Source organism: Microcoleus sp. PH2017_28_MFU_U_A (assembly GCF_020738035.1).
Classification (GTDB): domain Bacteria; phylum Cyanobacteriota; class Cyanobacteriia; order Cyanobacteriales; family Microcoleaceae; genus Microcoleus.
Map to the genome: position 1 here is coordinate 1 of NZ_JAEQCX010000039.1, position 16,886 is coordinate 16,886.

At 43.6% G+C, this 16,886-nt stretch carries 6 protein-coding genes; 5 read left to right on the forward strand and 1 reads right to left on the reverse strand.

Features of this window, described 5'->3' with window-relative positions:
• Positions 1–439 precede the first annotated feature (439 nt).
• From JGK14_RS08275 to JGK14_RS08285, 3 genes are all read left to right on the forward strand, one after another.
• Positions 440–5,155: a PAS domain S-box protein gene (locus JGK14_RS08275; RefSeq protein WP_325314948.1), complete on the forward strand. Its 4,716-nt coding sequence runs from the start codon at positions 440–442 to the stop codon at positions 5,153–5,155.
• Positions 5,121–7,145 (forward strand): adenylate/guanylate cyclase domain-containing protein, encoded by a 2,025-nt coding sequence (locus JGK14_RS08280; protein ID WP_293211372.1) that lies wholly within the window; start codon positions 5,121–5,123, stop codon positions 7,143–7,145. The genes JGK14_RS08275 and JGK14_RS08280 overlap by 35 nt, the downstream gene beginning before the upstream one ends.
• A gap of 306 nt (positions 7,146–7,451) precedes the next feature.
• The gene (locus tag JGK14_RS08285; RefSeq protein ID WP_325314949.1) at positions 7,452–8,342 is read left to right on the forward strand and encodes an alpha/beta fold hydrolase; all 891 of its coding nucleotides are present in this window, start codon (positions 7,452–7,454) and stop codon (positions 8,340–8,342) included.
• Positions 8,343–8,639: 297 nt separating this feature from the next.
• On the opposite strand, the gene JGK14_RS08290 is transcribed toward JGK14_RS08285, so the two are convergent.
• Entirely contained in the window at positions 8,640–9,521 is an 882-nt protein-coding gene (locus JGK14_RS08290) for a Cof-type HAD-IIB family hydrolase (protein WP_293190345.1), read from the reverse strand.
• Positions 9,522–9,820: 299 nt separating this feature from the next.
• Between JGK14_RS08290 and JGK14_RS08295 the strand changes: the two genes are divergently transcribed.
• A complete protein-coding gene (locus JGK14_RS08295; protein ID WP_325314950.1) occupies positions 9,821–15,334 on the forward strand; it encodes a trifunctional serine/threonine-protein kinase/ATP-binding protein/sensor histidine kinase in 5,514 nt (1,837 codons plus the stop codon).
• 47 nt (positions 15,335–15,381) lie between these two features.
• Positions 15,382–16,794, forward strand: a complete 1,413-nt coding sequence (locus tag JGK14_RS08300; protein WP_293185645.1) for an adenylate/guanylate cyclase domain-containing protein — start codon at positions 15,382–15,384, stop codon at positions 16,792–16,794.
• The last annotated feature ends 92 nt before the right edge of the window (positions 16,795–16,886 follow it).

Below are 16,886 nucleotides of genomic sequence, written 5' to 3' on the forward strand. Positions count from 1 at the left end.
TTATTCCTGTAGTTTTAGGACTGTGGACTAAAATTACTAACGTAGATGTCTAACATTGACTACTTTTGGGTAGCTTTGTCCATGTTTTTACGAGCGGTTAGATGTACGAAAAGACGGATCGCAGCCCTAGAACAGAGTTAAAAAACTCAGGTTTAAAAATCTGGAGTGCCTAATCAATGATTTTTTTGGCAAAACTTAATATTTTCAGGGAATAATTGGATTTGTTTTTACGATAAAATATGGCAACAATTCGGTTAATAGGAGTTGGCAATCTAATATCGGGATCAAAAAAAACTAGGAAAAGGCACGTCAGTCAATGGACTTATCTAAAAAAATCTCTGTATGCTTAGTTTGAAAAGGCTTGATGAATCATTTGATTTTCAGGAAATTAATTTCTCGCTTCATTAAATAATTGACCTGCTAACAATAGACAGGAAAAATGGCTCTAGAAAAAATGGTAATTGACAAAGAAAGCATTCACATTTTAGTTATTGATGACCAGCCTAACAACCTTCGGTTTATATCAAATATCTTAACGAAAGAAGGGTATAAAGTTCAGCGGGCTATTTCTGGAGGAATGGTTGTAAATGCTAAATTTACCGTTCTACCAGACCTGATTTTGCTAGATATTGCCATGCCCCGAATGAACGGCTACGAAGTATGCGAAAAACTGAAGGCCAACGAAAAGACTCGGGAAATTCCGGTAATTTTTCTGAGCGTTTTTAATGAAACTTTTCATAAGGTAAAAGCTTTTGAAATTGGCGGTGTTGACTACATTTCTAAGCCTTTTCAAGTGGAAGAAGTTTTAGCGCGGATCGAAAGTCAATTGACTATCCAGCAGCTATCGAAACAATTAAAACAGCAGAATGTCCAACTGCAACGAGAGGTAGAATTTCGGAAGCAGACAGAACAAGCACTCCGGGAAAGCAAAGCGCGGTTGCAGAAATTGGCGGTTAATATACCGGGCGTTATTTACCAATTAGTGCAAAATCCACAGGGAAGTTATAAGTTTGAATATATCAGTTATGCTTGTCGGGAAATTTACGAATTAGAGAGCGAAAAGATTTTAAAAGATGCTGGCTTGGTATGGGATCGAAATCATCCAGATGACCGAGAATATGTGATGGAAACGATTGCAGAAAGCGCTCGAACTTTAGAACCTTTTGCCTTTGAATGGCGGATTGTTACGCCGTCGGGAAAACTCAAATGGCTGCAATCTAATTCTCGACCAGAAATGCGCGACAATGGCGATATAGTTTGGTATGGCGTGCTTTTTGATATCAGCGATCGCAAGCAAGCAGAAATAGAAACTGCCGCAGCTAAATCTGCTTTAGAACGGAAAGTTCAGCGAGAGTTGCTGATTGCCAAAATAACTCAAGAAATTCGATCGAGCTTGCATCCAGAACAAATTTTTCAAACAGCCGCAACTCAAATCGGTCAGACATTCTACGTCAATCGCTGCTTGATTCATACTTACATTACTACTCCCCAAGTCGATATTCCTCTGGCGGCGGAGTATCTCGAACCCGAGTGGGAATCTATTTGGAACGTACCCATTCCTATTTGGGGAAATCCTCACATCGTACAAATGATGATACAAGATCGGCCGATCGCCTCCAACAATGTTTACTCAGACCCTCTTTTGCAAGCTATTAGACCGATTTGCCGCGAGATTGGGTTAAAATCGATGCTGGCAATTCGCACTTCCTACCAAGGCAGGGCAAATGGCGCTATCTGCTTGCACCAGTGCGATCGCTACCGGGAATGGACGAAAGATGAAATCGACTTGTTAGAAGCGGTGGCGGCTCAATTAGGCATCGCCCTGGCTCAAGTTCAACTGATCGATCGAGAGAAAAAGCGAATTGGGCAGCTCGATCGGCAAAATAAACAGTTGCAAGCAGAAATTCGCACCCGCATCCTCGCCGAGCAAGCTCTTCAAGAGTCAGAAGCAGAATTGCGGACTATTTTTGCTGCCATGACTGACATAGTTTTAGTGAGAAATGCAGAAGGGCGCTGCATCAAAATCGCACCGACATCAGCGACGAATTTTGCCAAACCTGCCAGCGAAATGATTAACAGAACCGCCCATCAAGTCTTGCCACAATCTGTAGCAGATTTGGTATTAAATACCATCCAACAAGTGCTCAAAACGAAGCAAAGCATCAATGTTGAATATAGCTATACAGTCGGAGATCGCGAAGTTTGGCTAGATGCTAAAGTTTCTCCGCTGTCAGCAGAATCAGTAATTATGGTAGCGCGAGATATTACCGATCGCAAACAAGCAGAATCTGCACTCCGAGAAAGCCAGCACTTCATTCAGGCGATCGCCGATTCCAATCCCAACCTATTGTACGTTTACGATTTAATTGAGCAGCGGAATGTCTACACCAACCGCCAAATTGCGACGATCCTCGGCTACGGGGCAGAAGAAATACAAGATATGGGTAAAGCCATGCTCCAAACTCTGGTGCACCCCGAGGATTTATCGGCTTTTTTTCAACATATTCAAAAGTTCGATCGATCCCAAGGTGGTGACATCATCGAATTTCAATACCGGATGAGGCACAAAAACGGCGAATGGCGGTGGATGCACAGTTGGGATACAGTATTTCTGAGACAAGCTGATGGTAAACCGAAACAAATTCTCGGCACGTCTAATGATATCACGGATCGCAAATTAGCCGAAGAAAAACTGCTAGCATCGCAGCAAAGAATCTCATTTTTATTGCAGCAAACGCCGATCGCAGTGATCGAGTTAAACCTGAGTTTAGAAATTATCACTTGGAATCCCGCAGCAGAAGCTATTTTTGGCTACAGCGAGCAAGAAGCCAAAGGGAGAGTCGCCACCGATTTGATTGTACCTGAAAGCTACCGCCAACAAGCATCTGAGATTTTCGATCGTGGCTTGAGTGCCAAATCCAGCGCCACTTCCGAAAATCTGACCAAAGACGGCAGAATTATCATCTGCGAGTGGTACAATACTGAGCTAATTGACGAGAATGGCAAAGCAATCGGTACGGCTTCAATGGCTGTAGATATTACCGAACGCAAGCAAGCAGAAACCGAATTGCAAGAAAGTGCTTTGCGCCAAAGAGCGATCGCCCGCATCATTGAAAGAATGCGGCAGACTTTAGATCTCCGAGAAATTTTTCACGCGACAACCCGAGAATTGCGCCAAACCATGAAATGCGATCGAGTCGGGCTTTACCGTTTCAATCCTGACTGGAGCGGCGAATTTGTAGCCGAATCCGTTGACAGCAAGTGGATTTCTTTCATCCAAGCACAGCAAATAGACCCCAACTTCACAGAAGGCGCCTTAGAAAGCGAAAATTGCCTCGTCCAAAAATTCGATAGCACCTCACAAGAAATCTGCGATACTTATTTGCAAGAAACCGCAGGTGGAGCCTACAGCAGAGGTAAAACTTACCTTTGCGTCCAAGATATTTACAAGCAAGGCTTCAGCCCTTGTTACATCGAATTGCTAGAAAGATTTCAAGCCAAATCCTATATTACCGTCCGAATTTTCTGCGGTGACAAGCTCTGGGGATTGCTAGCATCCTATCAAAATTCAGCTCCCCGTCAGTGGAGCGAAGCTGAAATCAACGTTGCAGTTCATGTAGGCACCCAGCTAGGAGTAGCATTGCAGCAAGCCGAATTGCTCGCTCGCACTCAAAGGCAGTCAATGGAACTGATTAAATCCAAAGAAAACGCGGAAGTTGCCAACCGCGCCAAAAGCCAATTTCTCGCTTCCATGAGTCACGAATTGCGGACGCCTCTCAATGCCATTCTCGGTTTTTCCCAAGTCATGGCTCGCAATATTTCTATCACACCAGAACAAAAAGAATACATAGAAATTATCAACCGCAGCGGCGAACATTTGCTAGAACTCATCAATGATGTTTTGTCAATGTCCAAAATAGAAGCAGGTCAAATTACCATTAATGAAAGCCGCTTCAACCTCTACAACATTCTCGACAGCCTCAGAGAAATGCTGCAACTAAAAGCCAACTCCAAAGGCTTGCATCTAATCTTTGAAAATATCGGCGATTTGCCGCAGTACATTCAAACAGACGAATCTAAATTGCGGCAAGTTTTAATTAACTTGCTCGGCAATGCAATTAAATTTACTCAACACGGAATTGTTACTCTGCGCGTTAGCAGCCAAGCAGAAACCAACGTGACTGAAGAAAATCAATCTCAATTGCTGTTTGAAATTTCCGACACCGGCCCCGGCATTTCCCCCTTGGAACTTCCCACATTATTCAAGCCCTTCGTACAAACCGAAACAGGTCGAAGATCCATGCAGGGAACCGGGCTAGGATTGCCGATCAGCCAACAGTTTGTCAGGATTATGGGAGGTGATATTTCTGTGGAAAGTCAACTCGGTCAAGGCACAACTTTCACGTTTAATATCCAGGTTAAGTTAGTAACAGAAAGCGACGAACAAGAAAAAACGACGGCAAAACAAGTTATTGCTTTAGAAGCCGGACAGCAAATTTATCGGATATTAATAGTTGAAGATGTAGCCGAAAATCGCCAACTGCTGCTTAAGTTGCTCGCACCGCTGGGATTTGAAGTCGAGGAAGCAACTAACGGTCAAGAAGGAATTGCTTTACAGTCAACTTGGAAGCCGCACCTGATCTTAATGGATATGCTGATGCCAGTGATGGACGGGTACGCAGCAACCAAACTGATCAAACAAACTCCAGAAGGAAAAGAAACCATAATTATTGCCCTGACTGCTAGTGCTTTTGACGAGCAGCGACACATAATTTTGTCTGCTGGTTGTGATGATTTCATTTGTAAACCGTTTCGGGAAGAGGTACTATTTGAAAAGATAGCTCATCACCTGAACCTGCGGTATATTTATGAGGAAGAAAACTCATCTACTTCTGGTTCGGCACCGCAACTGCTGAAAAGTTTGACCGCGGAGGATTTGAGTGTAATGCCCAGAGACTGGGTAGTCGATTTGTACCAAGCAGCACTTTGCGTTGACGACAATCGCATTCTCCAACTGATCGAGCAAATTCCCGAAACTGAAGCAAATCTCGCTAACGCTTTAAAAGATTTGGTCGAGAATTTTCGGATAGATATCATTATTGATTTAACTCAATTATATTATGATGAACGACCAGCCACTACCAGCGACTCCTAGAGACATTCTGATCGTTGACGATATGCCGGACAATTTGCGACTTTTATCCACTATGCTCGGATCCCACGGGTATCAAGTCAGGAAGGCGATTAACGGACAACTGGCTCTGCAAGCGGCACAAATGTCTCCTCCGGATCTAATTTTACTAGATATTAATATGCCGAAAATGAACGGCTATGAAGTTTGTCAGCAGTTAAAAATAATTGAAAATACTAAAGATATTCCGGTGATTTTTATTAGTGCGCTAGATGACGTGCTGGAAAAAGTTAAAGCTTTTCAAGTAGGAGGAGTAGATTATATTACTAAGCCTTTTCAAGTAGAAGAAGTTTTGGCCCGCGTCGAAAACCAACTTTCGCTGCGATCGCTGCAATCGAAACTGCAACAGCAAGCCAGGGAATTGCACGATCGCAATTCGAGATTGCAGGAGGAAATCGCGGAACGGCAGCGGGCTCAAGAATCAATCCGGTTTTTGCTGGAAATTACGCGGGCGATCGGCGAAGCTGTAAACTTTGACTCAGCTTTAGAAGTAATTCTGCACCAAGTTGGCGAAACAATCGGATGGGATTTAGGAGAAGCTTGGATTCCCAATGCAGAAAGAACTTTCCTGGAATCTGCCAGGGGTTGGTATGCGGGCAACGCCAGCATGGACTGGTTCCGCAGGGAAAGCAAAAAACTGACATTTGCCAGGAATATTGGGCTGCCGGGACGAGTTTGGGTATCCAAGCAACCGGAGTGGGTAGAAGATATTACCCAGGGCTACCCGCCTTTTACTCGAAGTGCAATAGCACAAGCAACCGGATTCAAAGCAGCTTTTGGTGTGCCGATTGTGGTAGGCGATGAACTCTTGGCAGTGCTGGTTTTCTTTAAAATTTTGCCAGGTAGGAAAGACGCGCGATTTATAGATGTTTTTGATGCTGTAGGCAGTCAATTAGGTTCTTTGATTCAGCGCAAAAAAGCCGAAGAATTACTGCGAATTGCTGAAGAAAGATATCACAGTATTGTCGAAAATGCGATGGAAGGCATTTTTCAAAGCACGCCTTCAGGAGGGTTTATTAGCGCTAATCCAGCTTTAGCAAAATTGTATGGTTATAACTCGCCAGCAGAACTGATGTTATGTATTAAAAATACTTCTCAAGTGTACATTGAGCCGGAACGCCGCCAGCAATTCGAGGCGGCTATGGATGCACAAAATGCTGTGTTGGGCTTTGAATCTATGGTCTATCACAAAGACGGCCACCGGATTTGGGTATCAGAAAATGCCCGAGCTGTTAGAGATGAAAAAGGTGAGCTGATGTATTATGAAGGTACTGTTTCTGATATTACAGAGCGTAAATTAGCTCAAGAAGCGCTCAAAGTTCAACAGGAACAAAGCGAGAAGTTGCTGTTAAATATTTTACCGAAACCAATAGCTGAACGTTTGAAAGCGGAGCAAACTACAATTGCTGATAGTTTTGCAGAAGTCAGTGTTTTATTTGCTGATATTGTTGGCTTTACTGAACTGTCGGCGAGAATGTCTCCGACGGAGTTGGTGAAGCGATTGAACGTGATTTTTTCGCACTTCGACCAGTTAGCTGAAAAGTACGGTGTGGAGAAAATTAAGACGATTGGTGATGCTTATATGGTAGTTGGGGGATTGCCGACGCCGAGAGACGATCATGCTGAGGCGATCGCCCAAATGGCCTTGGGAATGCAGGCAAAAATAGCTAAGTTGTCGGCCGAGACAGGAGAAAAACTGGCAATTCGCATCGGTATCAATTCCGGGCCGGTGGTAGCGGGAGTGATTGGTGTGAGCAAGTTTACCTATGATTTGTGGGGAGATACGGTGAATGTGGCGGCGAGGATGGAAGTTACGGGATTTTCCGGAAACATTCAAGTTACTGATGTCACTTATGAGCTTTTGAAAGATAAGTATTTGTTTGAGAGGCGAGGCATGATTCCGGTAAAAGGTAAGGGGGAGATGATGACTTATTGGTTGTTGCAAAAAAAGTAAAAATTGGGAATGGGGCATGGGGCATCGGGCATGGGTCATGGGGCATGGGGCATTGGGCATTGGGCATTGGGCATTGGGCATTGGGCATTGGGTATTGCAACTGACAACAAATAACCAATAACCAATCACCAATCACAAATCACAAATCACAAATCACAAATCACCAATCACAAATCACCAATCACCAATCACCAATCACCAATCACCAATCACCAATCATTAATAATTCATGACTACTGACTACTGACTACTGACTTCTTCCTTCTGCTATGATGAAAGTAGTTAACGAAACTTTACATAATAGCCGTGACTGCACAACAATTAGTATCTGCAACCAGCTTTGAAAAATTAATTTGGACTTGGAAAGGTCACAAAATCCAATATACCGTCCAAGGCACGGGCCGCCCTCTGATTTTGATTCATGGATTTGGGGCTTCGATCGGGCATTGGCGGCAAAATATCCCCGCACTCGCTGCCGGCGGCTACCGCGTATTTGCCCTGGACTTGTTGGGATTCGGGGCTTCCGGGAAACCGGCCCTCGATTACACCCTGGAATTGTGGGAAGAATTACTCACCGATTTCTGGGCGGAATTGGTACAGGAACCGGCGGTATTTGTCGGAAATTCGATCGGCGCATTGCTAAGTTTGATGGTAGTCGCCAACCATCCAGAAATCTCCGCCGGCGCTGTCTTAATCAACTGTGCCGGCGGACTCAACCACCGACCCGAAGAACTGAGTTTTCCCCTGGGATTAATCATGGGGACTTTTGCTAAATTAGTTCGATCGCCCATCATCGGCCCCTTTGTCTTCAACAACATCCGCCAAAAACACCGCATCCGCAACACCCTGCGCCAAGTCTACGGCAATCGGGAAGCCATTACCGACGAACTCGTAGAACTCCTCCACGCGCCCTCCTGCGAGCCCGGAGCTCAACAAGTATTTGCCTCGATTCTCACGGCCCCAGCAGGCCCTCAACCGTCGGAATTGCTGCCAAAGGTCGATCGTCCGTTATTGGTACTTTGGGGCGCAGATGACCCCTGGACGCCGATCGCCGGTAGCCAGATTTACCAAGAATTGGCCACCAACGGTAAACCCGTCAAATTTGTCTCAATTCCCAACACAGGCCACTGTCCCCACGACGAACGACCAAATGAGGTGAATACTCTGATTTTGGACTGGCTGGTTGAATTCAAGTAAATTTTTTCGGCTTGGATGGATGTGCAGGGCGATCGGCTAAACCCTTGCATTACAAAGGTTCTGCCTCGATCGCACGCACCCGCAGCAGACTCAAAAAAAAACTTTTGTTAAAAGTATTGACACAATGTACTGAGTTAGCTATATTAATGGACGTGTGAGGAGCGAACCAGAAGAAGCACCGAGACGAAACACGGCCAGTCGTCGGTGCTTTTTCTGTTGAAAGACATTTTTAAAATTATAGGGACACGGCAGTGCCGTGCCCCTATAATTTTGGGAAAATTATTATTGCTACAAATATCAGCGATCGCCCAAAACAAATTGTTCGATCGCCAACGCCACCCCATCATCCTCCACATCCGGCGCCACCCAATTAGCAACAGCCTTCACCCCATCAGGAGCATTCCCCATCGCCACGCCCACACCCGCGTAGGAAATCATTTCTAGATCGTTAAAATTGTCGCCGATCGCCATCACATTCGCCGCCTGCAAACCCAAAATTTCCTCCGCCAAATACTTCACCGCATCTCCCTTATTCGCCAAAGGATGCGTCGCTTCAAAAAAAGTAGCAACGGATCGAGTTAAATAAAGCTCCGCAGGCGTGTAACGCTCGCGCATACTAATGAGCAAGCCGTCGAGTACCTCCGGATTCTGGCACAAAGCCAAGACTTTCGTCGGTTCCCCCGGAATATCTCGCCGCAAATCTTTAATTACATTTGGTTCAATACCCGATCGTTCGGCATAAAGTCGGGTAGCTGTGGTAATTTCCGGTACATACAGTTTATCGTCAATGTAGAAATGGATCGACAGGAGCGATCGCAATTCCGGTACTTCAAAATGCTCTAACAATTGCAAAGCCCTTGGTATCGACAGCGGTAAGTGGCGCAGCCGCTTTTGACTCGCGACATCTTGAATCCACGCGCCCTGGTAGCAAATCAGCGGCAGAGTTGAGCCGATATGCGAGTGGAAACGCAAAGCAGACTGGTACATCCTGCCCGTAGCGACAGCTACTTTCACTCCCCGCGACTGGGCTGCCGAAATGGCCTGCTTGACCGGTTCTCGGATCTGATTTGACAAACCTGCGATCGTCCCGTCGATATCCACTACCAGTAGTTTAATGTCTGCGGTGCCCAAAGCGCGATCGGTCGCAGTAGCTGGATTTGAGGCAGTTATATTCTGCATGATTGTTTTGAGATTTTACCTGTTGATTTGCACGCACCAGTTTATTTTGGCACTGGCGCGATCGCAAAATACAATTTTTGATTTTTTGAATACTACAATATAGATAAGTATTACCTGAAGTCAGGACACGGCAGTGCCGTTTCCCTACGATTAATCTGGTGTAGAAATCAGGACACGGCAGTGCCGTTTTCCTACGATTAATCTGGTGTAGGGACTAAGGCCAAGCCGTCTCCTCTCTATCATTCCAGCCCAGCCGAAATTTATATAAAACTTCAATTTTTAAATCACTCCCAAACAGCATGATTACTATTCCAGGATACCGCATTGACGGAGAACTTTATACAAACCCCCACACAGTTATTTATCGAGGGATGCAGCTTGAAGAACAAAAACCAGTTATCCTGAAAACTCTCACACCGACCTACCCTACCCCAGGGCGAATAGCCCAACTCCTGCACGAAGCAGAAATCCTTAAAAATTTAAATTTACCAGGAATAGTCAAACTTTACAAGCTTGAAAAATACAATCACTTTCCTGTTTTAATTTTAGAAGATTTTGGTGGCATTTCCCTAAAAGATTTTCTCAGCACCAACCAGCTAGAGTTACAACAATTTCTCCAAATAGGCATAAAACTAGCAGAAACTCTCGGACAACTCCACGAAAATCACATCATTCACAAAGATATTAAACCCAGCAATATTATTGTCAATATCCAGACTGGGGATGTCAAAATTACTGATTTTGCGATCGCCTCCCTGCTACCAGGCGAAAACCCCACCCTGGCCCACCCCCATTTACTCGAAGGAACCCTCGCCTATCTGTCTCCCGAACAAACGGGACGCATGAATCGGGCGATCGACTACCGCACCGATTTTTATTCTTTAGGCGTCACTTTTTATGAAATGCTCTGCGGCGAATTGCCTTTTAATGCGATCGATCCGATGGAATTAGTGCACTGCCATATTGCTAAAACGCCCGTTTCTCCTGGCGAAAATAGAAAGCAGAAAGTCAAAGGCAGCATCAATCAAACAGAAAGCGACGAGATTCCTCTAGCCGTTGACGATATCGTAATGAAGCTATTAGCAAAAACTGCCGAAGACAGGTATAAAAGTGCTTTCGGACTTTTGTACGACTTGGAAAATTGTCTCGCTCAACTCCAAACAAGCGGCGCAATTTCTCACATCACCCTCGGCGAGCAAGATCGGTCAACTCACCTGCAAATTTCCCAAAAACTTTACGGACGAGAAGCCGAAGTTAATCTACTTCTCAATACGTTCGATCGCATGAAGCGAGGCTATACAGAAATCCTACTTATTTCCGGTTGTGCCGGCCTTGGCAAATCGTCGCTTGTCTATGAAATTTACCAACCCATACTCCGGGAAAATGGGTATTTTATTGACAGCAAATTTGAGAAATTCAAGCGCGATATTCCCTACGCTTTTTTGCTCCAAGCTTTTCAAGACTTGTTGCAGCAAATTCTCACAGAAACAGCCGCCAAAGTGCTAGTTTGGAAACAAAAAATTTTAAATGCTCTCGGTAGCAACTGCCAAGTAATTATTGAAGTTATTCCCGAAGTAGAACTGATTGTCGGGTCGCAGCCTTCTGTGCCAGATTTAGGATCGAATGAATCTCAAAATCGCTTTAATTTAGTATTTCAAAAATTCATCCGCATCTTTACTCAAAAAGCACACCCGCTGGTAATTTTTCTCGATGACTTGCAGTGGATTGATTCAGCCTCGCTCAAGTTAATCCAACTGCTAGCAACTGACATGCCCAGCCAATACTTATTAATAATCGGAGCCTATAGAGAATCAGAAGTAGATGCAAATCATCCCGTAATGCTAGCCGCAGAAACAATTAGGAAAGCAGGCGGGAATGTAAGTACGATCGCCCTTTTGCCTTTAGATATTAACAGCGTCAATCAACTCGTCGCGGATACTCTGAGCTGCGCCCCAGAAAAATCGCTACCTTTGGGACAATTACTGTTTCACAAAACCGGAGGAAATCCATTTTTTATAGCCCAATTGCTGAAGTCTCTTTACTCCCAAAAAATGCTACAATTTAAATTTGTAGCCTCTGAAAATTCGGTCGATCGAGCCGAACCTCACTTGTCTGACTTTGCCGAACAAATCCCAGAACAAGCTGTGAAAAAATGCAAAATCACAGGCGAGTGGCAGTGGGACATTGAGCAAATACAAGAAATAGGAATAACTGACAATGTTGTGGAATTAATGATAGACAACATTCAGAAACTTTCAGGTAATACGCAGGAACTGCTAACATTAGCCGCTTGTATAGGCAACAAATTTGATTTAGCAATTCTCTCCCAAATCAGCGAACAACCTCTGACTTCCGCAGCAACACACCTCTGGGAAGCAGTTCAGTCCGGTCTGATTTTGCCCGTGAATAACGCTTACAAAATTCCGATCGCACTAGCAGCAAGCACAGGGTTAACAGACCAAATATCTAGAGACGTTACAGATGAATTGTCCCTACCAGTTGCTGATGCTGGTAGCGCAACTTATAAATTTTTGCACGAGCGAGTTCAGCAAGCAGCTTACGCTTTAATATCCGAATCTCAGAAACAAGAAATTCATCTCAAAATCGGCAGATTCTTGCTGCAAAACGCGCATCCAGAGCAATTAGAAAACCATATTTTCGATTTAGTCAACCAACTAAATGCAGCCCAACCAATCATCAGCAGTGAATTAGAAAAACTTCATTTATGTAAATTAAATTTAATGGCGGGCCGCAAAGCAAAAGCCAGTGCAGCTTATGAACTCGCTGTCAAATATTTGGCCGCAGGTATTGCATTGCTTCCCATGCAAAGTTGGCAAACCGACTACGACTTGACTCTTGCACTCTACGAGTCAGCAGCAGAAGCAGCTTACCTCAATACCGATTTTGAACAAATGGAAAAATGGGCAAAAATTGTCTTGCAATACGCCAAAAATGAACTAGACAAAATCAAAGTTTTTGAAATCCGAATCACAGCTTGTGCGATGCAAACCAAACTGCAAGAAGCGGTAACAATTGGTCGGGAATCACTCACAATGTTAGGAATAAACTTTCCAAAATCGCCAACTCCCCTCCACATTCAGCAAGCACTTACCAAAACCTCAGCTTATTTAACAGGAAAAAAGATAGAAGATTTAATTGACTTGCCTATGATGACCGAGCCGCGTAAATTAGCAACTATGCGCGTCCTTTCCAGTATGTTGTCGGCTACCTCGATTGTTGAACCCATACTGTTGCCGTTGATTGTCTGCGAGCAAGTTAATTTATCTATAAACTACGGAAACTCTGCTTTTTCTGCCTTCGGTTATGCTAATTACGGAGCAATTTTAAAAGGAATAGTTAGAGACATTGAATCGGGCGAGCGATTTGGTCAATTAGCATTAAATTTGATCGCTCGGCTAAATGCTTTAGAATTCAAAAGCAAGACTCTTAATTTAGTTGCCTTCATTTTGATGCACGGCAAACATCACGTTAAAGATACTTTACCTCTGTTAGAAGAAGCCTATCAAAGCGCGCTCGAAAATGGTGATTTAGAATCGGTTGGATATTCTGCCGTAAATATTTGTCAGTCCTTGTATTTTATTGGTCAAGAATTGCCGCAACTGGAACGAAAAATGGTAAATTACAACCATTTGCTATTTCAACTAAAGCAAGAAACGGTATTGACTTGGAATCAAATATATTGGCAAACAGTTTTGCAATTGATGGGGAAAATGGAAAGCCCCGACATTTTATTACGTGAAGCTTACAGCGAAAAAACATTATTGCCGCTGCTGTTGAAAGTTAACGATCGAGTGGGACTTCAAACTTTTTACTTACAGAAATTAATATTAGCCTATTTATTTGGCAATGTCGAGCTGGCGCTAGAAAATGCAGCGCAAGCCGAAGTTTATTTAGACGGAGTTGTGGGGTTTATTAATGTTCCTGAATACCATTTTTATGATTCTCTAGCCCGACTCGCAGCATATCCATCGGCAACAAAAGAGGTACAAGAAGAGCATCTTTTTTACGCAAACACCAACCTAAAAAAAATGCAAAAAAAAGCACTTTCTGCGCCGATGAACCTCCAGCAAAAATGTGACTTGATTGCTGCTGAAAAAGCTCGAATATTGGGAGATATTGTGAGAGCAATGGAATATTACGACTCCGCCATTGCCGGAGCGCAAACAAACGGATACATACAGGTACAAGCACTAGCAGCAGAATTGGCAGGAGCATTTTATTTATCGATTGGACGAGAAAGAATTGCGAAAACTTACTTGACAGAAGCGCGTTATTGCTATCAGCGCTGGGGAGCTAAAGCGAAAGTAGCGCATTTAGAATCAAAATACTCGCAGTTGCTGACTTCACCCTCGATTTCAACGAATATCGAAACTCACAAATCTACGAGTAGCGCTTGCACTACGAGCGACGGTGCAGGCGTACTAGACTTGACAACAGCAGTAAAAGCATCGCAAACCTTAGCGGGCGAAATAGTTCTAGACAAACTGCTGGCAAAACTGATGAAAATTGTTATTGAAAATGCCGGGGGACAAAAAGGCTTTTTAATACTAGAAAAATCTGGTCAATGGGTGATTGAAGCATCAGGCTCTGTGGATGTCGAGCGGGTTAATGTAATGCAATCAATTCCGATAGATTTTGTATGTGAGGATCGAGAAGTAACTTTGCTGGCAGTTTCTGTTGTCAACTACGTCGCTCGTACCCAGGAAAGTATAGTTTTAAATGATGCCACCCGCGAAGGACAATTTACTCGCGCACCTTATATAATTGCGGTTCAACCTAAATCAATTCTTTGCACTCCCTTAATCCATCAAGGCAAACTCAGTGGCATTTTATATTTAGAAAACAATCTGACTACAGGCGCTTTTACGCCAGACAGGTTGGAACTATTAAAACTGCTGTCTTCTCAAATTTCTATCTCGATTGAAAACGCCCAACTTTACATGAACTTGCAGCAATTCAATCAGAATCTTGAAAACTTAGTTCAGCAGCGTACCTGCGAATTGTCCCAAACTTTAGAAGACTTAAAATCGGCTCAAAATAAACTGGTAGAAGCGGAAAAAATGGCTGCTCTCGGAGGGTTGGTTGCAGGTGTCGCCCACGAAATAAATACTCCCATCGGCGTAGGTATCACTGCCGCCTCGCTACTGGCTGAAAAAGTCACCAAATTTTTGGATCTTTACAGCAAGGGACAAATTAAACGATCGGAGCTAGAAAAATTCCTGGATACGGCGCTGCAAAGCAGTAATATGATCTTATCCAACCTCACGCGGGCGGCAGATTTGATTCACAGTTTTAAAGAAGTGGCTGTAGATCAGTCGAGCGAATTAAAACGCACGTTTAACGTGAAAAACTATCTAGAGGAGATTTTGACATCCTTAAGCGCCAAACTCAGAAGAACTAAGCACAAAGTAGAGATTAAGTGCGATGAAAATATTGTACTGGACAGTTACCCCGGTGTGTTCTCTCAAATTGTGACAAATCTGGTGTTGAATTCCCTAATTCACGCTTACGATGGAGAAAATGGGGGGATTCTGGCGTTTGATTTGAAACTAGAGGGCGATCGGCTAATATTTGAATATGCCGATAACGGCAAAGGAATTACCCCAGAAAATCTCAGTAAAATTTTTGAACCATTCTTTACGACAAAAAGAGGTCAGGGCGGCACAGGATTGGGACTGCATATTATTTACAACCTTGTCACGCAAAAACTAAAAGGCAGAATTCGCTGCGAAAGTCAAGTACAAAAAGGCACAAAATTTATGATAGAATTTCCTGTTATAAGAAGAAATTAGTTATTATACTGTCAGTTTTAATATAATTCTATTTAGGAGAACGATAAATGTCAGAAGCTAGTAAAAATGTGTTGGCTGCGGGCGATGACGAATTAATAGTGGCAGGCGACGATGAATTAATATTTGCCGACGAAGACGAGACGGAAGACAAGCCGATCGCAGGCAGTTGGAAAATATTGATTGTAGACGATGAAATAGAAATTCATAATATTACAAAACTCGCTTTAAATGAATTTATATTTGAAAACAAAGCGATCGCATTTATCAGCGCTTACTCAGGTAAAGAAGCCAAAGAAATAATCGAAGCCCATCCAGACATAGCCTTGATTTTACTCGATGTAGTCATGGAAACAGAAGAGGCAGGCTTGGAAGTAGTAAAGTACATCCGCGATATTTTAGAGAATCAAGTAGTACGGATTATTTTGCGTACCGGACAGCCAGGACAAGTGCCAGAAGATGTAGTAATTGTCAGCTACGATATTAATGATTACAAAACAAAAACAGAACTAACAAACAAAAAGTTATTTACCACGGTAGTGACAGCACTCAGAGCATTTCGCGCCCTGACTCAAATTGAAGCCAGCAAAAGTGAACTAGAAAAAATAGCAGCAGCGTCAGCGCGCTTTGTACCCAAAGAATTTTTGAAATTTCTCCAAAGAGAAAGCATAGTTGATGCCAGATTGGGAGACTCTGTACAGGCAGAAATGACGATTATGTTTGCTGATATTCGTTCATTTACAAGTTTGTCAGAGAGTATGTCTCCCCGAGAAAATTTTGAATTTCTCAACTCTTACTTAAGCCGAGTTGGCCCAGTTATCCGCCAGTACAACGGTTTTATAGATAAATATATTGGCGACGGGATTATGGCTTTGTTTCCTAACTGTGCTGAAGATGCTGTGCAAGCGGGAATAGAGATGCAGCAGCAAGTTAAAATTTATAACAAACACAGACAAAATTGTGGATACAAACCTATTTCTATAGGGATTGGCTTGCATACTGGAACTTTAATGTTGGGTACTATTGGCGAGGCGGAACGGATGGAAAGTACAGTCATTTCTGATGCTGTAAATTTAGCCTCTAGGGTGGAAGGATTGACAAAGCTTTATGGAGTTGGTATTGTTGCTAGCGTTCAGACTTTGTGCCGGATTGACGACCCCCAACATTATAAGTGCCGATTTCTCGATCGCGTTCAAGTAAAAGGAAAACAAGCGCCGGTGGCTGTGTTTGAGATTTATGACGGCGATTCGGATATGATGATCGAACTAAAAGGAAAAACCCAAACTGATTTTGAACAGGGCATTTTTTTTCACTACCAGCAGCAATTCGCGCAAGCGAGGCAAATGTTTATGCGTGTCTTGCAAGTGAACAAGTATGATAAGGCTGCATTGTTTTATGCAGAACGCTGCGATATGTTGATGAAGAATGCACTGATTATGACTCTGGAAGGGATAGAGATATAGGGCATGGGGCATGGGGCATGGGGCATGGGGCATGGGGCATGGGGCATGGGGCATGGGGCATGGGGAATTGGGCCGAAAAGAATTAGGAAATG

Excerpts from the sequence above, each read along its gene's own strand:
- JGK14_RS08290 (WP_293190345.1), bottom strand. The coding sequence starts at position 9,521 with ATGCAGAATATAACTGCCTCAAATCCAGCTACTGCGACCGATCGCGCT.
- JGK14_RS08300 (WP_293185645.1), top strand. The coding sequence starts at position 15,382 with ATGTCAGAAGCTAGTAAAAATGTGTTGGCTGCGGGCGATGACGAATTA.
- JGK14_RS08280 (WP_293211372.1), top strand. The coding sequence starts at position 5,121 with ATGATGAACGACCAGCCACTACCAGCGACTCCTAGAGACATTCTGATC.
- JGK14_RS08295 (WP_325314950.1), top strand. The coding sequence starts at position 9,821 with ATGATTACTATTCCAGGATACCGCATTGACGGAGAACTTTATACAAAC.
- JGK14_RS08275 (WP_325314948.1), top strand. The coding sequence starts at position 440 with ATGGCTCTAGAAAAAATGGTAATTGACAAAGAAAGCATTCACATTTTA.